The sequence below is a fragment of the Rhodococcus sp. 2H158 genome (genome assembly GCF_053764755.1).
Genome location: NZ_JBSNCE010000029.1, coordinates 49650 through 71170 on the forward strand (window position 1 = coordinate 49650; position 21521 = coordinate 71170).

Genomic DNA, 21521 nt, shown 5'->3' on the forward strand with positions numbered 1-21521 from the left:
AGGTCCTTTCGGGCAGCGACATTCGCGTGGAACGCCGGGTTCAATTACCGGGCTGAGAGTATTGTCGCGGCTCGATCTCCCGCAAGGCGGGCACCTCGACCTGCGGCGACTGTTCGATCTGTACCGACCCGCCCGCGCGCGCCACCGTGTCGACCACGCCGCCGGGGATGTTCAGAGCCGCCGCCAGCGTGGGCGCGTCCCCGATCGCGGCGACGGTGTAGGGCGCTGCGATCGATCGATCGTCGACGACCAGCGCACCGGCGGTTCCGCCCACCCAGGAGTCCACGCCGATACGGACGGCGGCGCCGCCGGTTCCGGAGACCTGGACGGCCTCCGCCCCCGCGGCGCGCAGCTCCTGGATCGTGTCGAGGAGGACTTCCGGCCCCACGCCGCGCCGCGGGTCGGCAATGGTCAAGATCACTCCCGGGCCGGCCGCCGGGGCGGTGCCCACCTGGATCTCCAGGGCCGACAGGCGCTGCTGCGCCTCCGCGAGCGCGGCTTCGGAGCCGTTCCGTTCCAGGCTGGCCAGCGTCTGCTCCAGTGTGGTGATCTCCTGCCGCAGCTCCGCTTCGCGCCGGTTGAGGTTGTCGAGCACCACCAGCAGGTCGGCCGGCCGGGCGGAGTCGAGCGCGTCGCCCGAACCGGTGTTCCTGACCTGTGTGGCGATTCCCACGCCCAGCACCACCATGAGCAGCGCCGCCAGTGCGGAGAAGACGATCCGCGATCGGCGCGCCGACCCGCTCTCGGCCGGTTCGTGCCATTCGTGCTTGCCCTCGTGCATCCGGCTACGCCCCGAACAGTCTGCGTCGCAGCGCGGATGCATTGCCGAAGATCCGGATACCGAGGACCACGACGACCGCGGTGGACAGCTGGGTGCCCACGCCGAGCTGGTCGCCGAGCCAGACGATCAGTGCGGCGACGAGCACGTTGAAGGTGAAGGAGACGACGAACACCTTGGCGTCGAAGATCTCGTCCAGATAGGCGCGTAGTCCCCCGAAGACCGCGTCGAGCGCGGCGACCACCGCGATGGGCAGGTAGGGCTGGACCACGTCGGGAACCTGGGGGCTGAAGATCACACCCACGGCGATGCCCACGCCGAGGGCCAGCACCGCATAGAGGGCGTATCCGCGCTTGGTCGCCACAGTCTTCACCGCTCTCCCGTTTCCCGTGCCGATGCGACGTCGCGTACCGAGGCGCCCGGCAACGCGAGGTCCGTCGCCTCCGTGATGGTGAAACCTACCCCGTACAGCTGTTGCACCCCCGACATACGCAGGTAGGCGTCGCTGACGACGAAGCCGGTCTGCAGATCGGCCGGGGACCCGACGGCGGCGACGGTGTAGGGCGAGAAGACCGGCTGGTTGTCCACGAGCATCGCTCCCCCGGCCTGCCGGACCGTGACACCGGGACCGACCCGTACCCCGTTGATCGCGACGGCCTCGGCCCCGCTCGCCCAGAGGGCGTTGACGACCGACTGCAGGTCGCGGTCGAGGATCACCGAGGTGCTGCGGGCGCGGTCCTTCTCCGCGGAGTCCGTCAGGTCGGGGCGCGAGGTCGGATCGGCGAGGGTGACCGTGATCCCGGGGCCGCGCACGGGAGCCGCGGCGGCGGCCTCCTCGGCTCGGGCGAGCCGGTCGAGCACCGCCGCACCCTGTTCGTCGTCGGCGAGCACCTCGATGCGGCGCTGTTCCACCTGGGTGGCCAGGTCGTCGCGGGTGGCCGCGAGGACGTCGTTGCGGTCCTCGGCGGTGCGGACGGTGGCGAGGATCTCGTTGCGTGCCTGATCCGTACCGGATTCCCGCTCGATGTTCTGGGCGTAGGCCACTCCGAGGACGAGTCCGGCGAGCAGGCCACCGAGGACCAGCCAGAGCCCGATGCCGACCCGGGTGGGCCGGGCGTGGCCGACGGCGCGGTCGTGCGCCGCGGCCGTGTAGCCGGGGTCGAGGTGGTCCTCGAGAAGCGCCTTGAGCAGCGACGGCACGGGGTTGCGGCGGATCTGCTCCCAGTTGCGGCTCATTCGGTGGCAGGCCCTCCCGAGATGGGTACCGCACGGGCCGTCCGCACCGCCTGCGACAGGTAGAGCACTCCCGTCCACACGTAGAGGGCAGTCCCCCAGAGGAGGGCGGCCCACCCCGCGGGCGCGAGGACGCCGGCCGCGGCGGGAAGCGCTTCCGCGGCCAGCAGGAGCGGCAACGCGAACATCAGCAGGAAGGTGGCGCCCTTACCCAGGTACAGCACCTCCGGGGGCGGCAGGCCGCGGCGACGGTAGACGGCCAGGGTCGGAGCGAGGACCAGCTCCCGGCCGATCAGAACCGCGGCGATCCACCACGGCACGATGCCGCGGGCCACCAGGGCGAGGAGGGTGGTGACGACGTAGAGGCGGTCGACGAGCGGATCCAGCACCGCGCCGAGTCGCGAGGCCTGGTCGAGCAGCCGCGCGAGCTTGCCGTCGGCCCAGTCGGTGATCCCGCTGAGCATGAGGACCGCAAGCGCCCATCCGTCGGCGTGCCGGACGAGGACCAGATAGAGGAAGATCGGGATGCCGACCAGGCGGACGACGCTCAGCACGTTGGGGACGGTGACGATGCGGTCGGATCGAGCCGGCGCACCGGCCGTCGTCGCGTCGTTCATCGTCCGTCCTGTCGTTCGGGTGGGGTCGGTTCCGACAGCCTTGCACACGCCTCGTCGCCGCCGGCCGGCCGACTCGTCACCTCCACGCGAACACGGGCTGTTCCAGGTCGTCGATGCGGGTGCTGCGGCGGTGGAGCACGACTTCGCGGAACTGGTACACCACCGCCGCGGTGGGGGCGTGGACGAGATGTCCCCGGAACGGCCACTGGATCACCGGCTTGTCCGATTCCGGTATGGCGACGAACCGGGGTTCGCTGTCGAGCTCGGATGCGGTGACGGCATAGAGTGCGGCCACCTCGTCGGGGTTGGGCACGAGATCGTCGATCCCGGCATCCGCCCAGACGACGTACGGGGAGATGACGTAACCCGAGCGGGTGATGTAGTCGTCGAGGCGGCCGAGAATGCCGCCGGGATCGGTGCGCAGGCCGAGTTCCTCGTGCAGCTCGCGCAGCGCGGCCACCTCGGGTGCCTCCCCGTCGTCGAGACGTCCGCCCGGCAGGGCGAACTGGCCGGGGTGAGCTCGCAGGCGGGTCGGGCGGCGGGTGAGCGGCACGACAGGGTTGCCGTGCCCGTCGTCGAGTACGGCGACGACCACCGCCGCGTGGCGCCGGCCTTCCAGCGGCAGGGAGCGGGGTTCGAACGCGGCGAGCGCCGACCCGATCTCGGTCGGGTCCAAGGGGTTCCGGACGGTCATTGCGTCGACATTAGGGGGTGGGGACTGCGATTCTGCGCATGGATCGCCGAATCGGTCCGCCCCGTGGGTCCACCCGGTGCATAGTTGTCCGAGGAAACGAACGGATCCCAGGGGTACACGAGGACGTGAGCATGCAGCGCACCACCCGACCGATGGCCGAGGTCCGACAGGGAGTCGCGGACCGGGTGGTAGGCCGGGCCCGGGAAACCGACCTCCTGCTCGCCGCCATCGGCGCGGGGCGCGACGTGCTGCTCGAGGGGCCACCGGGCACCAGCAAGTCCACCCTGCTCGGGGCCGTCACCGCCGAGCTCGGCAGTCCGCTGATGTTCGTCGAGGGGAACGCCGATCTCACGCCGGCGCGCCTGGTCGGCTATCACGATCCGGCGCGGGTGCTGTCGGAGGGCTACCACGAGGACAACTTCGTGCCCGGCCCGCTGGTGGCGGCGATGCGAGCCGGCGGGGTGCTCTACCTCGAGGAGTTCAACCGCTCGCCCGAGGACACACTGAACAGCCTGCTGACCGCGATGGCGGAGCGGCGGATCACGGTGCCGCGGGTGGGCACGGTCGAGGCCGATCCGGCGTTCCGCGTGGTGGCCTCGATGAACCCGTTCGACAACATCGGCACCGTCCGGTTGTCGATGAGCGTGCACGACCGGTTCTGCCGGCTGTCGGTGGACTATCAGGACCCACAGGCCGAACGCGAGATCGTCGTCCGGCGCACCGGGTGCGGGTCGGCACGGCTCGTCGCCGACGCGGTAGCCCTCACCCGCGCCACGCGCGGGCACCCCGACCTGCGCGGCGGGTCCAGCGTCCGCGGCGCTATCGACTTGACGCTGGTCGCGATGCAGCTGATCGACATGCGGGACGTGCGCGGCGAGCTGCCGGACTCGGCCGACCCGCCGCGCGATCTGCCGCCGGACTACACCGGCGCTGTGCTCGACGCCCTGCTGGTGGCTCTGTCCGGGCGGATCGCGGTGGACGAGGTCGCCGAAACCACACCCGAGGCGGTGCTGCGGGAGATCTGGCAGGACCACTTCCTCCTTCGCCCCAGCGCCGCGGCCCCCGGTTGAAGAGCCGTCCCCGCGGACGGCCCCGGGCACCGGCGCGCCCAGCGCCACTCCACCGGTCGGGGAAGGCCGTTCCGGCGCAAGCCGAAGCCGCTGTCGACGGCCCCGACGCTGTACGAGAACCGAGGTAACGGCCAGGGTTCGGCGATGGTCGGCGGTCCGCATCGTCAGGGGCGCAGCCCCGGAGCGGGTCCCGGTGCGGGTACCGGGATGACCGACGAGCCGGCCGAGGTGCTGACACTGGCCGATCTCGATGCGTCGGGCCCTGTCGCCGACGCCGAGGTCCGACGCCGGGCCCGCGAGATCGCTGCGCGGCTGTCCGTGCCGCGCCCGCGGCACCGTCGCCTGCCGCGGCGGGGCGTCGGCAGACTGCGAACCCTGCCGTATCAGGACGGCGCCGAGGAACTCGATCTCGACCGCACCGTCGAAGTACTCGCCGAGGACCCGTTCGCGCGATCGACCGATCTGGTGATGCGGGACCGGATCCGCGACCGCCGGAAGGTGGTGCTGGTCGTCGACATCTCCGGGTCGATGCGCGGCGAACGCATCCGCACCGCCGCGGCCGCGGTGGGTGCCGTGGCCGGCGAGCTCGGCCACGACGATCTGGCGGTGGTGGCGTTCTGGTCCGAAGCCGCCGTGCTCAGCGCTCTCGGAGAGCCGGTCTCCCCGGCGCGGCTCGTGGACCTGCTGCTCCGGATCCCGAGCAAGGGTTTGACGAACGTCGGCTTCGCGCTCGAGGTGGCGGCGCGTCAGCTCCGGGACGTACCCGCCGACGAAGGACGGGTGCTGTTGCTGTCCGATTGTGTGCACAATGCTGGGCCCGATCCGCGGACCGCCGCCTCCCGGCTCCCCCGGCTCGACGTGCTCGCCGACATCTCCGGCGAACACGATCTGCTCACCGCCCGCGACCTCGCTCATGCCGGCCGTGGGCTTGCCCTGCCGATCCGGGGCCACCGCGACGTCGCTGCGGCCATCTCCCGCGCGTTCGGCGCCTGACTGTGTGGCTGTCTCCAGGGCGGTTCTTTCGGTGGGGTGCGTGGAGTTGCGGTGGAGTTTGGAAAATTTCTTTGTTCCGTATTGGTCGGATTATGGAAGCCGGACTTGGGTGCGCCAGCCCGCCTTCTTCTTGGAATTCCAATGTTCCGTTTGCTTCGAATTCAGACCTGGTGGTGCCGCAGGGTGCCCGCTCCCTTCCCCCTCTCGTGTCCGAGGGCGTACCGTTCGGCACGGGCGGGAGAAGCGTGCCGTCGTGGCTCGCTCACGCCGCCCGGTCCACGTCCAAGCACAGGATCGCCGAGTCGCTCAGGCTTCCCAGGTACAACCGCCCGACATGCTCGGCGACGCCCGCCACCTGGCCGAAGGGCACATCCCGGCACCCGCAGTCGTGAAGCACCCGGCCGTCCTCCCCCACCCCCAGCACCCAGGTCGTGCGAGCGGGACAAGCCAGTCGCGCCACCGGCAGTCGCCACAACGCCCGGCGTACCACGGGTGGGCTGCCTCCGAGCCGGTCGAGGACACCATTGCGGGGCGCAACCATCGCCACCCACAGCCGGCCGCCGCACGCCCGGGAGACGTTGTCCGGCATTCCCGGAAGGTTCGTCGTCAGCGGACGCGGGGTGTGGGGGGCACGGACCGGCAGTCCGGTCAGGCAGTAACCGCCGGTTTCGGCGAACAGGACAGAGGATTCGTCCTCCGTGAGAGTGATGCCGTTCGGGAAGTGGAGCCGGTCGAGTACGACATGGACCGATCCGTCCGGGTCGCGGCGCAGCAGTCGGCCGCTGCCGCGGTGCTCGAGCAGGGCGCCCACGTAGTGGTCCAGACCGTGGCGGGTGCTGGACTGGGTGAACCAGACGGTGCCGTCCCGGGCGGCGGTGGCGTTGGAACAGAACGTCAGAGGTCGACCGTCGACGCCGTCGACCAGGGTCCGGACGGCTCCGTGGCGGACGTCTACCTGCAGGAGACCACGGTGCGCGTCGCAGACGAGGAGATCGCCGTCCGGTAGCACTTCGAGGCCGAGGGGCCTTCCGTCCGTCTCCGCGACGGTGTCTTCGGTGCCCGTCCCGGGGTCGACTCGCAGGATACGACCATCCTCGACACCGCACAGCACCCTTCCGTCCGTGTCGACGACCACGTCCTCGGGGCCGCGGCCGTTCAGCGGGATGCGAGTGAAGGCGGGAAACGGGTCGTCGCCGGCGCGCACGTGGCGGCGGGGGCGGCAGGTGTCGGAGCGCGGGCTCGAGTGGCATCTTGCGCATCGGCGGCATGGAAGGATCCTGCCGGGTGGGCCCACGCCGCCCGCGTTCAGCTCTCCAGGCGCTTCTTCAGACCGGTGAGCGTACTGTCGACCAGGCCCTTGATCACCCGATTCCGCAGGAAACCGGGCAGCGGCAGGTTGTGGTGGATGGTCAGCTCGTACGTGACGGAGGTGCTGGCCGGACCGACCGCGTCGAGTTGGTAGCGCCCTTCCTGCCCGGTCTGCAGGCGTCCTTGGAGCATCGACCAGCTCATGCCGTCGTCGCGGTGCCGGTAGGTGAGGGTGTAGCTGTCGGTGCCGACGGTGGCCGACGCCTTGAACCGGGCAGTGCGCGGCAGTCCGGTCTCCTCGTCGACCTCGAGCACCTCGGCCTCGAGGATCTCGGGGATCCACTCGGTCTGGCTCTCGAGGTCACGGATGGTCGCGAGCACGGTGTCCAAGGGCGCCTCGACCTGGACGGTCTTGGTGGCGCTGTCAGTGGGCATGCTCGCCGTCCCCGTAGTAGCCGAGCCGGAGCAGGGTGGTGATCTCGCTGATCAGCGGCATCCGCGGGTTGGTGCGGTTGCTCAGGTCCTGGAACGCGGTCATCGCCAGCTCCGGCAGGGCGGCGAGGAACTCGTCCTCCGCGATGCCGATCTCCTTCAGGGTGCGCGGCACCCCCATGCGGCGGAGCAGATCCTCGACACCCTGGAAGAGCCGGCGGCGGCTCTCCTCGGGTTCGTGCCCGCCGAAGACGATCCGCCCGAGCTGGGCGTACTTCTCGGGCGCGACGTACGCGGAGTAGCCCGGGGCCGGCATGAACTTGGTCGGCAGGCTGGCGTTGTAGCGCAGGGTGTGCGGCAGGAACACGCCGTTCACCCGGCCGTGGGCGATGCCGAACCTGGCACCGACGGAGTGCGCGAGTGCGTGGTTCGTGCCGACGAAGGCGTTCGAGAAGGCGAGTCCGGCGAGAGTGGCGGCATTGGACATGTCGGTGCGGGCCGACAGATCGTCCGGGTCGTCGTACACCCGCGGCAGCGCCTCGAAGATCAGGCGCGCGGCCTGGACACAGAACGCATCGGTGAAGGGCGAGGCGAAGATGGAGGCCACCGCTTCCAGCGCGTGGGTCAGCGCGTCGATGCCGGTGTCGACGGTCAGGGTGCGCGGCATCGAGAGGGTGAGCATCGGATCCACGACCGCCATGTCCGGAACCAGCGAGTAGTCGACGAGGGTCTCCTTGCGGCCGGCGACGGTGAGGACGGCCGCGGGTGAGACCTCCGATCCGGTGCCGGCGGTGGTGGGGATTGCCACCAGCCGCAGCTTGTGCGGATCCTGCGGGTATTCCGCCATGCGCTTGCGGGGGTCGAGGAACGGCAGCGTCAGCTCCGCGAGATCCTTCTCCGGATGTTCGTAGAACAGCCGGATCGCTTTCGCCGCGTCGATCACCGACCCACCGCCGATGGCGATGAGCAGGTCCGGCGGGTTCCCCTCGAGCAGCGCGACGCCGCGGCGGATGGTGGCCTCGTCCGGTTCCGGTTCGACCTCGCTGAACACCTTGATGTGCTCCGCGCGCAGGTGGGCGCGCAGTTCGTCGACCACTCCCCGCTGTTCGCTCAACGCGTCGGTGACGACCACGACGCTGGTGCAGGGGACGTCGCGGAGGTTCTCGAGGGCACCGGCATTGAAGTAGGTGTTGGAGGGCACGCGGAACCACTGCGGCGGAGTGCGCCGGTGCGCGACGGTCTTGATGTTGAGCAGCTGCTGGTAGTTGACATTCTCGGTGGTGCTCGATCCGCCCCATGTGCCGCAGCCCAGGGAGAAGGTGGGGGTGAGGTTGTTGTAGATCCCGCCGAGCGCGCCGACCGCGGTGGGGGCGTTGACGAGGATCCGGCCGGTGCGCACGGCCAGACCGTAGGCGTCGATGACCGCCGGATCGGTGGCGTAGATGGCAGAGGTGTGGCCGAGGCCGCCGTGTTCGGTGACGAGCACGGCGGCGTCGATGCCGTGCTGGACGTCGCGGGCGCGCACGAGACCGAGGACGGGCATCAGCTTCTCCTGCACCAGAGGGTGCGCGGCGAGCTGGTCGAGGTCGGACGGCAACGGCGCCAGGAGCACCTTGACCGCTGGATCCACGGTGAAGCCCGCGCGGGCGGCCAGTTCGGGAGCCTGCTGGCCGAGAGCGGCGAGGTTGACCTTGTCACCGCAGCCGAACGCGAATTCGGCCACCGCGGCGGCCTGCTCGTCCGTGAGTACGTGCGCCCCCATGCGCTCGAACTCGGCGACGGTGGCGTCGTAGATCGCGTCGTCGATGATGCAGGTCTGTTCGGCGGGGCAGATCACGGAGGCATCGAAGGTCTTCGAGATGAGGATGTCGACGACGGCGCCCTTGATGTCGGCCGTGCGGTGCAGATAGATGGGGGCGTTGCCGGGTCCCACGCCGAGCGCGGGCTTCCCGGCCGCGTTGGCGAGGGCGACGATCTTCTGCCCGCCGGTGACCCAGATGAAGTCGACCCGAGGATGCTTGAACAGGTAGTGGGTGACCTCATGGGCGGCGTCGGGAATGACCTGAAGTGCGCCGGGGGGCATACCGGCCGCTTCGGCCGCCGCGCGCAGGATCTCGACCGTGCGTTCGCACGACCGCACGGCGAAGGGCGAGGGCCGGAAGATGATGGCGTTGCGGGTCTTTGCCGCGACGATCGCCTTGTACAGCACCGTGGAGGTGGGGTTGGTGACCGGGGTGATCGCCAGGACGACGCCGATGGGTTCGGCGACGCGGACGATGCTGCGCTCGACGTCCTTCTCGATCACGCCCACGGACTTCTTGTCCTTGAGGTAGTCGTAGAGGAACTCGGTGGCCACGTAGTTCTTGACGACCTTGTCCTCGAAGACGCCGAATCCGGTCTCCTCGATCGCCACCGATGCCAGTTCCGCGGCCGCCCGGATGCCGGCCTGCGCCATGGCTTCGACGATCGCGTCGACCTGTTGCTGGTCGAGCGTGCGGAACTCGGCCGCCGCGGTGGCCGCCGCGTCGACGACCGCGTCGATCTGCTCGTGCCGGACCGGGCCGGCGTCGACGGCGGGAGTCGCCTCCGCCGTGGCGGCGTCGCCGGTGCTGTTGGTGGCCTGGGATTCGGTGCCGATCCGGGTTTCGGTCATGTTGTCTCCTCGGACTGGAGATGCCCGTCGCGCCTCGGTGTGGCCGCGGCTTCTGTTCGCGACAGTACTCGCGGCTCGAGGTGTTGACTGCGGTCTTTGGACCCTGACCGTGGGCCTTTCGCGGGGCTACCGCTGCCGCCCCCTGGGGCGGTCGGTTCCGGGGTGGGCCGGAGCGGCACGGCAGTCCCGGAACCGGGCCGCGGAGGGTGGCCCACACGCGAACGAGGCGGTCCCGGTGAATTCGGGACCGCCTCGTCGTGGGTCGGGCTGACAGGATTTGAACCTGCGACCACTTGACCCCCAGTCAAGTGCGCTACCAAGCTGCGCCACAGCCCGTCCGCGCTCTCGTCGAGCGCTCGTTGAGATTACAACAGGGACGGACCGATTCACCAATCGCCTGGTCAGGACCGTTTCGGGTGCTACTTGCTGCGGCGGTCCCGTTTCTCGCGCACGCGCACGGAGATCCGCACCGGGCTGCCCTCGAAGCCGAACTCCTCGCGCAGCCGCCGCTCGAGGAATCGGCGGTAGCCGGCCTCGAGGAAGCCGGTGGTGAACAGCACGAAGGTCGGCGGCCGGGTGCCGGCCTGGGTGGCGAACAGCACCCGCGGCAGGCGGCCGCCGCGCATCGGCGGCGGAGTCGCGGCGACGACCTCCTTGAGCCAGGTGTTGAGCCGGCCGGTGGAGATGCGCTTGTCCCAGGATTCGAGGGCGGTCTCCATGGCCGGCACGAGCTTCTGCACGGCCCGGCCGGTCTTGGCGGAGATGTTGACGCGCGCCGCCCACGGCACGCGCAGCAGATCGCGTTCGATCTCCCGGCTCAGCTCGTAGCGACGGTCCTCGTCGACGAGGTCCCACTTGTTGAAGGCGATGACGAGGGCGCGGCCCGCGTCGGCGACCATCGAGATCACCCGCTGGTCCTGCTCGGTGATGGGCTCGGAGGCGTCGATCAGCAGCACCGCCACCTCCGCGGCCTCGATGGCACCGCGGGTGCGCAGCGAGGCGTAGAACTCGGCCCCGGAGGCGGTGTTGACGCGCTTGCGCAGGCCGGCGGTGTCGACGAACCGCCAGGTCTTGCCGCCGAGCTCGACGAGGGAGTCCACCGGGTCGACTGTGGTGCCGGCGACGTTGTGTACCACCGACCTTTCGTCGCCGGCCAGCTTGTTGAGCAGGCTGGACTTGCCGACGTTGGGCTTGCCGACCAGCGCGACACGACGCGGGCCTCCACCGCCGGTGCCTTCGCGCGGGGTCTGCGGCAGCACCGAGAGCAGCTCGTCGAGCAGGTCCCCGGTGCCGCGGCCGTGGGTGGCCGACACCGAGTACGGCTGCCCCAGGCCCAGCGACCACAGGGCGGCCGCTTCGGCCTCGACGCGGTCGTCGTCGACCTTGTTCGCGACGAGCAGGACCGGCGTCTTGGAGCGGCGCAGGACCTTGGCGACCGCCTCGTCGACGGCGGTGGCGCCGACGGTCGCGTCGACGACGATCAGGATCGCGTCGGCCGTGCGCATCGCAATCTCCGCCTGCCGCGCGACGGACTGTTGCAGGCCCTTCGCGTCGGGCTCCCAGCCGCCGGTGTCCTGCACCATGAATCGGCGGCCGTTCCAGTTGGCCTCGTACGAGACGCGGTCGCGGGTCACGCCCGGCACGTCCTCGACGACCGCTTCGCGGCGGCCGATGATGCGGTTGACCAGGGTCGATTTGCCGACGTTGGGTCGTCCGACCACGGCGACGGTCGGCACGGGCACGAACTCCTCGAGTTCGTCGTCCCCGACGAGCTCGAGGTCCCAGTCCGCTTCTTCCGACCAGGTGCCGTCGCCGGCGAATTCCGTCACGTCCTCGCTCACAGGGTCGCTCCCGTCTGCTCGGCGACCACGGCGGCGAGCGCGGCGATCACTTCGTCGATGTCCATGTCGCTCGTGTCGACGACGACCGCGTCGTCCGCCGCGCGCAGCGGGGACACCGCGCGGGTGGAGTCGAGGTGGTCGCGGCGCTGCACCGCGGCGAGCACCGCCTCGTAGTCGTCGCCGCGGCCTTCGGTGATGTTCTGCCGGTTGCGCCGTTGTGCCCGGGCCTCGGCGGAGGCGGTGAGGTAGATCTTCACATCCGCGTCGGGGAACACGACGGTGCCGATGTCGCGGCCCTCGACGACGATGTGCCCGGCGTCGCGGCCGATGCGCTGCTGCGCTGCGACGAGGGTCCGGCGCACCGCGGGGACGGCGGAAACGGCGGAAACGGCGCCGGTGACCTCGCCGCCGCGGATGATCTCGCGGACGTCCTCCCCGGCGAGCCGGATGTCCTCGACCTCCGGGTCGGTGCCGATCGACCAGGGCAGGGACGCGGTGGCGGCGGCGATGGCGGCGGGATCGGTCAGGTCCGCCCCCGCGCGCAGGGCGTGCAGGGTCGCGACCCGGTACATGGCGCCGGTGTCGAGATAGGCGGCGCCGAGGCGGCGGGCGAGCCGCTTGGAGACGGTGGACTTGCCGGTGCCCGACGGGCCGTCCATGGCGACGATCAGGGAGCTCACAGGCCCACCGCCTGGTAGAGGCCGCCGACTTCCTTGCGGCCGAGGACCCGCAGGGTGCCGGGTCGCTGGTCGCCGAGCGCGACGGGTCCGATGTCGGTGCGCACCAGGCGGATCACGGGGTGGCCGACGGCATCGAGCAGGCGGCGCACGATGTGCTTGCGGCCCTCGTGCAGTTCGAGGCGGACGAGGGACTGGCCCTCGTTGACCTGCAGGAGCGCGAAGGAATCGACCTTGGCGGGGCCGTCGTCGAGTTCGACGCCGGCGCGCAGCTGCTTGCCGATACCGCGCGGGAGGACGCCCTTGACGGTGGCGAGGTAGGTCTTGGTCACCTCGTAGGAGGGGTGCATGAGCCGGTGGGCGAGCTCGCCGTCGTTGGTGAGCAGCAGCAGCCCTTCGGTGTCGGCGTCGAGCCGGCCGACGTGGAAGAGGCGTTGTCCGGCGGCGACGCGTTCGGAGACGATGTCGCCGACGCAGGGGCGGCCGAGGTCGTCGGACATGGTGGACTGCCAGCCGCGCGGCTTGTTGAGCACGAGGTGGACGAGGTCCTTGTTGACGACGACGCGCACGCCGTCGACGCGGACGACGGCGTTCTCGGGGTCCACGCGCAGGCCCTGTTCGGTGACGATGGAGCCGTCGACCTCGACGCGTCCGGCGGCGATGAGTTCCTCGGCGGCGCGGCGGGACGCCACTCCGGCCTGGGCGAGGACCTTCTGCAGGCGCATGCCTTCGCCGGCGGGCAGTTGGGGGCGCTCGGCGGCGTGCTGGTGCCGGGCGGGTTTGGCGTTGCTGATCTTGGGGAGGGCCGCCGGGCGCTGGGCCTGGGGCTTGGGGGCGGCGGGACGGCCGCGTTTGTTGAGGGGGGTTTCGCCCTTGCGGTGCGCCTTCTTGGGCGTGGCCGCGCGGGCGGCGGGTTCGCCCCGTCGTTCGCGCGGGGGGTTCCCCGCGCGGGAGGTGGTCTTTCTGCGGTCCGGTGTGCCATCACGGCGAGCGGGCTTGTGCACTTTTTTCCTGTCTCAATCGGGATCGAACGGCGCGGGCGAGGTGGACTCGGTGCGCGGGTTCCTTCCCATTCTCGCAAATCGTGGGTCGGCCTCGAGACTTTCGCTGATGTCGTCGATCACATCGACGTCCGGGAGCAGCGGCGCGAGGGGCGGCAGGTCCTGCAGGGAGGCCAGGCCGAGGCGTTCGAGGAACAGCTCGGTGGTGACGTAGCGGGTGCCGCCGGTCTCGGGGTCGGTGCCGTCCTCGGCGATCAGGTCGCGGGCCAGGAGGGTGCGCATGACGCCGTCGACGTTGACGCCACGGACGGCGCTGACGCGGGCGCGGGTGACGGGCTGGCGATAGGCGACGACGGCGAGGGTTTCGAGGGCGGCGCGGGTGAGCTTGGTGCGGGCGCCGCCCTGCAGGAGCCGTTCGACGTACGGGGCGTAGTCACGGCGGGTGTAGAAGCGCCAGCCGTCGCCGGCGTAGCGCAGGTCGATGCCGGAGCCGCGCGCGTCGAGGTCGGCCGCCATGCGGTGCAGGGTGGTCTCGACGCGGGTGGCGGTGACGCCGATCGCGTCGGCGAGCTGGGCGTTGGGGGCGGGGGTGTCGACGACGAGGAGCAGCGCCTCGAGGGCGGCGGCGAGTTCGTCGTCGGTCATCTCGAGCAGTTCGGCGTCTAGTCCGCGCGGGTCGGGGTCCGGCGTGTCGCTGCTCACCCGTAGTCCTCCTCGAATGTGGTGACGGCGTCGTCGTTCTCGCCGGTCCAGGCCACCTGTAGCGGCCCGAGCGGCTCGGGTTGGTCGAAGGTGACGGCTCGTTCGCGGTAGAGCTCGAGCAGCGCGAGGAACCGGGCGACGATCTGCAGGCTGTTGTCGCATTCGGCGACGAGTTGGGCGAAGGTGGCCCAGGTGCCGGCGCCGTGGGCGCGCAGCAGGGTGAGCAGGCGGGCGGCCTGTTCGGGGACGGAGACCCGGGGGGTGTGGAGGTGGTCGAGGCCGACGCGGGGTGGCGGCTTGGGCCGGAATGCGGCGGCGGCGATCTCGGCGAACCGGGCCGCGTCGACGCCGAGGACGACCTCGGGCACCAGGTTCTCGTACTGCGGTTCGAGCGAGACCGCGCGTGGGTAGCGGCGCAGGGCGGCGGCTTCGAACTCGGCGAACAGGTCGGCGATCTGTTTGAAGGCGCGGTATTGCAGCAGGCGGGCAAAGAGCAGGTCGCGGGCCTCGAGCAGGGCGAGGTCCTCGGGGTCGTCGACGTCTCCGGAGGGCAGGAGGCGGGCGGCCTTGAGGTCGAGCAGGGTCGCGGCGACGACGAGGAACTCGGTGGTCTGGTCGAGTCCCATCTCGGGGCCGAGGGCGCGGGTGTAGGCGATGAACTCGTCGGTGACCTCGTGCAGGGCGACCTCGGTGACGTCGAGGCGGTGCTGGGAGATCAGGGTGAGCAGCAGGTCGAAGGGGCCCTCGAAGTTGCGCAGCCGTACCTGGAAGCCCGCGGGGGGCGGGGCGGGGCGGGCAGGGTCGGGCGCGGCCGGGCCGGGGGTGTCTACGGTCACGGGCTATCGGCCGGAGCGGTGGATCACTTCGCGGGCCAGGGCCCGGTAGGACTCGGCGCCGGCGGACTTCGGCGCCCAGGTGGTGATGGGTTCTCCGGCGACGCTGGTCTCGGGGAACCGGACGGTGCGGGCGATGACGCTGTCGTAGACGAGGTCGCCGAAGACCTCGACGACGCGGGACATCACCTCGCGGGCGTGCAGGGTGCGCGAGTCGAACATGGTCACGAGGATCCCGGCGAGGCTGAGCTTGGGGTTGAGCCGGTCGCGCACCTTGTCGACGGTGTCGTTGAGCAGGGCCAGTCCGCGGAGGCTGAAGTACTCGCATTCCATCGGGATGATCACCGCGTCGGCGCAGGCGAGGGCGTTGACGGTGAGCAGGCCGAGGGACGGCTGGCAGTCGACGAGGATGTAGTCGTAGCGGTCGAGGACGGGGTACAGGGCGCGGCCGAGGGCTTGTTCGCGGCCGACCTCGGAGACGAGCTGGATCTCGGCGGCGGACAGGTCGATGTTGCTGGGCAGCAGGTCCAGTCCTTCGACGCGGGTGTGCAGCAGTACGTCGTCGACGGAGACGCCGCGTTCGACGAGGAGGTTGTGCACGGTCAGGTCGAGGTCGTGGTGGGCGACGCCGAGCCCGGCGGACAGGGCGCCCTGCGGGTCGAGGTCGACGAGCAGGACGCGGCGGCCGTATTCGGCGAGGGAGGCACCGAGGTTGATGGTCGAGGTGGTCTTGCCGACCCCGCCCTTCTGGTTGCACATCGCGATGATCTTCGCGGGCCCGTGGCCGGGCAGCGGCTGCGGTTCCGGGACGTGCCGGCGGGGCCGGCCGGTGGGGCCGAGCTCGGCCTCGGGTTCCGCGGTGTGGGTGTGCTCCGGGCCGGCGTGTGCCGCGTCGGCGCCGGGGCGGCCGTGGAGCAGGGCGTGCTGTGCTGCCGGCGCGGTGTCCGCTGCGGGCGGTTGTGGTGTCCCCACTATCCCCTGCTCCCCCTGTCCTGCTCGCTCGGCTGTCGGATCAACGCTACCGCTTCGGGTGCTGCGATGGCGCCGTGGACACGCCCTGCCGTCGCGGGCGCTATCGGGCGCGGGGATGGGCCCCGGCCCACACCTCGCGCAGCGCACCGGCTGTGACCTGCGTGTAGATCTGTGTGGTGGTCACCGAGGCATGGCCGAGCAGTTCCTGCACCACGCGCACGTCGGCGCCGCCGTCGAGGAGGTGGGTGGCGAAGGAGTGGCGCAGGGTGTGCGGGGAGACGGCGGCGGTGACCCCGGCGCGGGCGGCGGCGGTCTGCAGCACCTGCCAGGCGCTCTGCCGGGACAGGCGGCCGCCGCGGGCGTTGAGGAACAGTGCCGGGGTGCGTCCGGTGGCCAGGGCGGGCCGGCCCCGCACGAGATAGGCGTCGACGGCGGCCAGGGCGGGACGGCCGACCGGCACGACGCGTTGCTTGCCGCCCTTGCCGCGCAGGAGCACCGACCGGTTGGTGGTGTCGAGGTCGTCGACGTCGAGGCCGACGGCCTCGGAGATGCGCGCCCCGGTGGAGTACAGCAGTTCGAGCAGCGCGCGGTCGCGCAGGTCGCGCGGTCCGTCGGCGCTGGTGCCCGCGGAGCCGAGGATGGCCAGCACGTCGGCGACGGGCAGGGCCTTGGGCAGGCGCCGGCCCGCGGCGGGGGGTTTGACGGCGCGGGCGACGTCGACGGGGGTGCGGCCTTCGGTGGTGGCGAAGCGGTGCAGTCCGCGCACGGCGACGAGGGCGCGGGCGGCGGAGCTGGCCGCGAGGGCTGGCCTGCCGCGGTCGGGGTCGCCGCGGCGCAGCGCGGTGACGAAGTCGCCGACGTGCTCTTCGCGGACGTCGGTGAGGTCGTCGATGCCCCGGTCGGTGAGGTGGTCGAGGTAGCGGGTGAGGTCGCGCCGGTAGGAGGCCAGGGTGTTGGGGGCGGCGCCGCGCTCGACGGTGAGGTGGTCGAGGTAGGCGTCGAGCTGGCGGGCGAGCACGGCGTCAGTTCTCGTCGCGCTTGGTGCGCAGCAGGGTGCGGGGCCGGTCGGGCCACTCGGCCTCGGCGGGGCGCAGGGCGCCCGCGTCGCGGCGGGTGGCGGCGAGGGCGAGGATCCCCGACACGGCGGTGGCGTTGACGATCTGTCCGCCGAGCACCATGGCGACGGCCTCGTCGACGGGGACGCGGCGGATCTCGAGGTCCGCCTCCTCGTGTTCGGGGTCGGGCCGGTCGGCCTCGGACAGGTCCCGGGCCGCGTACACGCGCACGGCCTCGTCGGTGAATCCCGGCGAGAGGGCGAGGTCGACGAGCAGGTCCCAGCGGGCGGCGGCCAGGCCGGTCTCCTCGGCGAGTTCCCGGCGGGCCGCGTCGAGCGGGTCCTCGCCGGGCGCGTCGAGCAACCCGGCGGGCAGCTCCCAGAGGCGGTGGCCGAGCGGGTGGCGGTACTGGTGGATCAGGATCAGCCGGTCCTGCTCGTCGACCGCGGCGATCGCGACGGCGCCGTGGTGCTCGACCACCTCCCGCTCGGCCTCGTGCCCGTCGGGCATGGCGACCCGGTCCACACGCAGCGACACGATCGCGCCGGTGTAGATCCGGCGCGTGGACAGCGTCCGGAACTCGTGTCGCTGCGTCACGGTCGGCTACTTGCCGCCGGCGGTGGCGTTCTCGGACGCGGGGACCACCGCGTCGCCGCCGTCCACCTCGACCTCGTCCGCGTCGTCGCCGTGCACGTCCACGGGCAGGCGCTCGGCGGCCTTGTACCGCAGCGCGGCCGCGATGAACGCGGAGAACAGCGGGTGCGGGCGGGTGGGGCGGCTCTTGAGCTCGGGATGCGCCTGGGTGGCCACGAAGAACGGGTGCACGTCGGCGGGGTACTCGACGAACTCGACGAGATGCCCGTCCGGGGAGGTGCCCGAGAACCTCAGGCCCGACTTGGCGATCCGGTCGCGGTAGGCGTTGTTGACCTCGTAGCGGTGACGGTGCCGCTCGGAGACCTGCTCGACGCCGTAGGCGCGGGCGACGACCGAGCCCTTGGCGAGCACGGCCGGGTAGGCGCCGAGCCGCATCGTGCCGCCGAGATCGGCCTCGCCGGCGACGGCCTGCTCCTGATCGGCCATCGTGGAGATCACCGGATGGGTGGTGTCGGGATCGAACTCGGCGGAGTTCGCGTCGGTGATGCCCACCGAGCGGGCCGCCTCGATGACGACGCACTGCAGGCCGAGGCACAGGCCGAGCAGCGGGATCTTGCGGGTGCGGGCGTAGCGGATCGCGCCGAGTTTGCCCTCGATGCCGCGGATGCCGAAGCCTCCGGGGATCAGCACCGCGTCCACGTCGCCGAGCGCGGCCTGGGCGCCGGCCTCGGTCTCGCAGTCGTCGGAGGGCACCCAGCGGATGTCGACCTTGGCGCGGTGCGCGAAACCACCGGCGCGCAACGCCTCGGTGACCGACAGGTAGGCGTCGGGCAGGTCGACGTACTTGCCGACGAGCGCGACCCGCACGGTCTCGCGCGGCTGGTGCACCCGGTCGAGCAGGTCGCCCCACACGGTCCAGTCCACGTCGCGGAACGGCAGGCCGAGCTGGCGGACGACGTAGGCGTCGAGTCCTTCGCGGTGCAGGACCTTGGGGATGTCGTAGATCGACGGGGCGTCGGGGCAGGAGATGCAGCCGTCGACGTCCACGTCGCACATCAGCGCGATCTTCGCCTTCAGGGCGGCGGGGACCTCCCGATCGCAGCGCAGCACCAGCGCGTCGGGCTGGATGCCGATGTTGCGCAGCGCCGCCACCGAGTGCTGGGTGGGCTTGGTCTTCAGCTCACCCGACGGGGCCAGATAAGGCACGAGGGAGACGTGCAGGAAGAAGACGTTGCCGCGGCCGACGTCGTGACGGACCTGGCGGGCCGCCTCGAGGAACGGCTGGGACTCGATGTCGCCGACGGTGCCACCGATCTCGGTGATGATCACGTCGGGAACGTTGCCGTCCTTGTCGGGGCCGGCCATCGCCATGATCCGGTTCTTGATCTCGTCGGTGATGTGCGGGATCACCTGGACGGTGTCGCCGAGGTACTCGCCGCGCCGCTCCTTGGCGATGACCGTGGAGTAGATCTGGCCGGTGGTGACGTTGGCGGCGGCGTTGAGATCGCGGTCGAGGAAGCGTTCGTAGTGGCCCACGTCCAGGTCGGTTTCGGCGCCGTCCTCGGTGACGAAGACCTCGCCGTGCTGGAAGGGGTTCATGGTGCCGGGGTCGACGTTCAGGTACGGGTCGAGCTTCTGCATGGTCACGCGCATGCCGCGCGCGGTGAGAAGAGCGCCCAGGCTCGATGCCGTCAGCCCCTTGCCCAGTGAGGAGGCGACGCCCCCGCTGACGAAGATGTGCTTGGTGGCGGTACGCGAGTGGCGTGACTGTGGCAAAGAAGCTCCCGTGACGTCTGGTGCAGGACTTCGGACTGATGACGGAACTGCTGGGGCCTGCACGACCCACGGAACTTCACGGTAACACCTGTCGTGGGTCCCGCGTGCACGACTCGCCCGGATCGGACGGGGATCACACCGTTCGCCGCGCCGCGCCCGTCAGCGGGCGGCGGTTCCGACGGTGACGGCACCGGCGTTGGGGCCGGTTCCGTACCGGCCCGACACCCCGGCGAGCTGTTCCTGCAGCGCCAGCACCGTGGTCATGCGGCCGGATTCGCGGTCGACGGTGTCGACGGTGGACAGACCGGCCGACAGCGCCGCGTCGGCCCGCACCACCGCGACGGCCCCGTTGCCGACGGCGGCGCCGGGCCGCCCGGCCAGGACCGTGCCGGCACCGCGGGAGTCGAACGCGGCGGCGAAGCGGGCCAGCAGCGCACCGCGGTTGCCGCCGCCCTCGGCGCCGGCTCCCCCGTCGCCGGTGACGACGATCGCGGTCTGGGCGGGATCGACGGTCCCGTCGTCGTACGCGACGAACCCGCCGCCCCGCAGCGTGGAGAGCGCGAGGTCACGTTCCTGGGGGGTGCTGCGCGGCTGTCCGCTCGCCGGATCGACGAGCAGCACGGCTCCGAGCAGATCCCCGGCCAGGCTGCCCTGATCCACGGCGCCGGTCTGCAACTGCACCCCGGCGGGGACGACGTTGGTGACGGTGGTGCGCAGCTGGTCGGCGCCGGCGGCGTCGACGAAGGACTCGGTCAGCGAGATCCGGCCGGTCACGGCGGCGCCCGCGGCCTCGGCCGTGCGGATCACCGCGTCCAGGTCCGCCGGGTCGGTGTCGGGGGTGGCGATCATGAGCACCGTGCGGCCGGCGAGCGCGTCGCGCACGACGCGCCCGGACACTGCGGCGTCGAAACCGTCGGCCGCGTTGAGCTGCTCGGTGAGCGCATTGGTGCGGTCCTCGGCGTCCTGCAGCCGGCCCTGCAGCTCGGACCGGTCGTCGCGCAGCCCGGCGACTACGCTGTCCGACAGCAGCCCGGAGCCGAGGACGATGCCCACGGCGAGGGCGAGGAAGACCGCTGCGATCGAGATTGCGTGGTGACGCAACGAGATCACGCGGTCAGCCCTTGCACCCACATCACGAGGCTGTCCCAGCTCTGCACGGCCCAGTCCACGACGTCGCCGCCGAGGTTGGACACGATCAACGCGACGATCACGGCGATCAGCGCGGCGAACACCAGCAGGGCGATCACCCCGCCGGAGACGCGGCTGCGGTAGAGGGTGGCGACGGCCTTGGCGTCGACCAGTTTCGGCCCCACCTTCAGCCGGGTCATGAACGCCGACGGGTTGCTGTCACGGCGGCCCTGGTCGAAGAACTCGTCGAGCGAGACGGTGCTGCCGACGGTGACGATGAGGGCGGCGCCGTGATGGTCGGCCAGCAGCAGGGCCAGGTCGGCGGGGGCGCCGGTGGCGGGGAACGTCATCGCGCCGATGCCCAGGTCCTGGATGCGTTCGAGACCGGGGGCGTGGCCGTCGTGATCGGCGGGCAGCACCACCTCGGCGCCGGACTTGAGGGTCTCGGTGCCGATCTCGTCCGGGTCACCGACGATCAGATCCGGCCGGTACCCGGCCCGGACGAGCGTGTCGGCGCCGGTGCCGACACCCACGAGGATCGGCGAGTACTCCTTGATGAACGGCTTGAGGTTCTTCAGGTCCTGCTCGTGGTCCGGCCCGTCCGCGACCACCACCACGTGCCGGTCGCGCAGGTCCACGTCGACGTCGGGCACTCCGACCCCGTCGATGAGCAGCGGGCTCTCCGAGCGGATGAACTCGATGGTGTTGCCCGAGAACGCCTCGAGGTGGTCGACCAGGCCGGTCTTCGCCTCGATCATGCGGTCGGAGATCTCGGTTTCGGTCTGCTCCTCGCCCTGGATCAGCAACCGTTCCCCGGCGTAGACACCGCCCTCGTGCAGGCGGACCTTGGCGCCGTCCTTGACCTTCTTGAACACCTCGGGACCGGTGTTGTCGATCAGGGCGATGCCGTTGGCGACGAGCACCTCGGGGCCGAGGTTCGGGTAGCGGCCGGTGATCGACGTCGAGGCGTTGACCACGGCGGTGACCCCGGCCTCGACGAGCGCGTCGGCGGTGACGCGGTCCATGTCGACGGCGTCGAGAACGACGATGTCGCCGGGACCGACCCGGCGCAGGAGCTTGGCCTGATTCTTGTCGACCCGGGCAATGCCGCTCACTCCGGGCAACGTTTCGTTATTGCGTGACAGCAGCGCCGGCATCTTCATG

General features: G+C 71.2%; 21 protein-coding genes and 1 tRNA gene. 2 read left to right on the forward strand and 20 right to left on the reverse strand.

Going from position 1 to position 21521, the window contains the following annotated elements:
- Positions 1–40: 40 nt before the first annotated feature.
- From ACWPOB_RS23685 to ACWPOB_RS23705, 5 genes are all read right to left on the reverse strand, one after another.
- Positions 41–781, reverse strand: coding sequence for a DUF881 domain-containing protein (locus ACWPOB_RS23685; protein ID WP_455402317.1), 741 nt, complete (start codon positions 779–781; stop codon positions 41–43).
- Positions 782–785: 4 nt separating this feature from the next.
- Positions 786–1142 carry a small basic family protein gene (locus ACWPOB_RS23690; protein WP_029543853.1) on the reverse strand — a complete coding sequence of 119 codons (357 nt, stop codon included), beginning with the start codon at positions 1140–1142 and terminating at the stop codon, positions 786–788.
- Positions 1143–1147: 5 nt separating this feature from the next.
- The gene (locus ACWPOB_RS23695; protein ID WP_100056736.1) at positions 1148–2014 is read right to left on the reverse strand and encodes a DUF881 domain-containing protein; all 867 of its coding nucleotides are present in this window, start codon (positions 2012–2014) and stop codon (positions 1148–1150) included.
- Positions 2011–2628 carry a CDP-alcohol phosphatidyltransferase family protein gene (locus ACWPOB_RS23700; RefSeq protein WP_100056737.1) on the reverse strand — a complete coding sequence of 206 codons (618 nt, stop codon included), beginning with the start codon at positions 2626–2628 and terminating at the stop codon, positions 2011–2013. The genes ACWPOB_RS23695 and ACWPOB_RS23700 overlap by 4 nt, the downstream gene beginning before the upstream one ends.
- A gap of 76 nt (positions 2629–2704) precedes the next feature.
- The gene (locus tag ACWPOB_RS23705; protein WP_100056738.1) at positions 2705–3322 is read right to left on the reverse strand and encodes an NUDIX hydrolase; all 618 of its coding nucleotides are present in this window, start codon (positions 3320–3322) and stop codon (positions 2705–2707) included.
- A gap of 131 nt (positions 3323–3453) precedes the next feature.
- On the opposite strand from ACWPOB_RS23705, the gene ACWPOB_RS23710 reads away from it, so the two are divergent.
- Positions 3454–4392: an AAA family ATPase gene (locus ACWPOB_RS23710; protein WP_100056741.1), complete on the forward strand. Its 939-nt coding sequence runs from the start codon at positions 3454–3456 to the stop codon at positions 4390–4392.
- A gap of 207 nt (positions 4393–4599) precedes the next feature.
- Positions 4600–5385, forward strand: coding sequence for a vWA domain-containing protein (locus ACWPOB_RS23715; protein WP_455402318.1), 786 nt, complete (start codon positions 4600–4602; stop codon positions 5383–5385).
- 262 nt (positions 5386–5647) lie between these two features.
- Here ACWPOB_RS23715 and ACWPOB_RS23720 read toward each other — a convergent pair whose 3' ends face one another.
- From ACWPOB_RS23720 to steA, 15 genes are all read right to left on the reverse strand, one after another.
- Entirely contained in the window at positions 5648–6589 is a 942-nt protein-coding gene (locus ACWPOB_RS23720; protein WP_455402319.1) for an SMP-30/gluconolactonase/LRE family protein, read from the reverse strand.
- A gap of 101 nt (positions 6590–6690) precedes the next feature.
- Positions 6691–7128 (reverse strand): SRPBCC family protein, encoded by a 438-nt coding sequence (locus tag ACWPOB_RS23725; RefSeq protein WP_100057001.1) that lies wholly within the window; start codon positions 7126–7128, stop codon positions 6691–6693.
- Complete coding sequence (gene adhE, locus ACWPOB_RS23730; RefSeq protein ID WP_100057002.1) at positions 7118–9778, reverse strand: bifunctional acetaldehyde-CoA/alcohol dehydrogenase; 2661 nt, start codon at positions 9776–9778, stop codon at positions 7118–7120. The genes ACWPOB_RS23725 and adhE overlap by 11 nt, the downstream gene beginning before the upstream one ends.
- Positions 9779–10040: 262 nt before the next feature.
- A tRNA-Pro gene (locus ACWPOB_RS23735) sits at positions 10041–10114 on the reverse strand.
- Positions 10115–10197: 83 nt separating this feature from the next.
- Positions 10198–11619, reverse strand: coding sequence for a ribosome biogenesis GTPase Der (der, locus tag ACWPOB_RS23740; protein WP_100057003.1), 1422 nt, complete (start codon positions 11617–11619; stop codon positions 10198–10200).
- Positions 11616–12278 (reverse strand): (d)CMP kinase, encoded by a 663-nt coding sequence (cmk, locus tag ACWPOB_RS23745; RefSeq protein WP_455402331.1) that lies wholly within the window; start codon positions 12276–12278, stop codon positions 11616–11618. Before cmk ends, der begins: the two co-directional genes overlap by 4 nt.
- A gap of 17 nt (positions 12279–12295) precedes the next feature.
- The gene (locus ACWPOB_RS23750; RefSeq protein ID WP_455402320.1) at positions 12296–13300 is read right to left on the reverse strand and encodes a pseudouridine synthase; all 1005 of its coding nucleotides are present in this window, start codon (positions 13298–13300) and stop codon (positions 12296–12298) included.
- A gap of 12 nt (positions 13301–13312) precedes the next feature.
- Complete coding sequence (scpB, locus tag ACWPOB_RS23755) at positions 13313–13999, reverse strand: SMC-Scp complex subunit ScpB (RefSeq protein WP_006936742.1); 687 nt, start codon at positions 13997–13999, stop codon at positions 13313–13315.
- Positions 13996–14835: a segregation and condensation protein A gene (locus tag ACWPOB_RS23760; protein ID WP_455402321.1), complete on the reverse strand. Its 840-nt coding sequence runs from the start codon at positions 14833–14835 to the stop codon at positions 13996–13998. Before ACWPOB_RS23760 ends, scpB begins: the two co-directional genes overlap by 4 nt.
- Positions 14836–14838: 3 nt before the next feature.
- The gene (locus tag ACWPOB_RS23765) at positions 14839–15804 is read right to left on the reverse strand and encodes a ParA family protein (protein WP_455402322.1); all 966 of its coding nucleotides are present in this window, start codon (positions 15802–15804) and stop codon (positions 14839–14841) included.
- Positions 15805–15904: 100 nt separating this feature from the next.
- Complete coding sequence (gene xerD, locus ACWPOB_RS23770) at positions 15905–16822, reverse strand: site-specific tyrosine recombinase XerD (protein WP_455402323.1); 918 nt, start codon at positions 16820–16822, stop codon at positions 15905–15907.
- Between the two features lie 4 nt (positions 16823–16826).
- Positions 16827–17456: an NUDIX domain-containing protein gene (locus tag ACWPOB_RS23775; RefSeq protein ID WP_455402324.1), complete on the reverse strand. Its 630-nt coding sequence runs from the start codon at positions 17454–17456 to the stop codon at positions 16827–16829.
- A 6-nt stretch (positions 17457–17462) separates the two neighbouring features.
- Complete coding sequence (locus tag ACWPOB_RS23780) at positions 17463–19229, reverse strand: CTP synthase (protein WP_100058723.1); 1767 nt, start codon at positions 19227–19229, stop codon at positions 17463–17465.
- A 159-nt stretch (positions 19230–19388) separates the two neighbouring features.
- The gene (locus ACWPOB_RS23785) at positions 19389–20339 is read right to left on the reverse strand and encodes a copper transporter (protein ID WP_455402325.1); all 951 of its coding nucleotides are present in this window, start codon (positions 20337–20339) and stop codon (positions 19389–19391) included.
- Complete coding sequence (gene steA, locus ACWPOB_RS23790) at positions 20336–21520, reverse strand: putative cytokinetic ring protein SteA (RefSeq protein ID WP_100058740.1); 1185 nt, start codon at positions 21518–21520, stop codon at positions 20336–20338. Before steA ends, ACWPOB_RS23785 begins: the two co-directional genes overlap by 4 nt.
- Between the last annotated feature and the right edge of the window lies 1 nt (position 21521).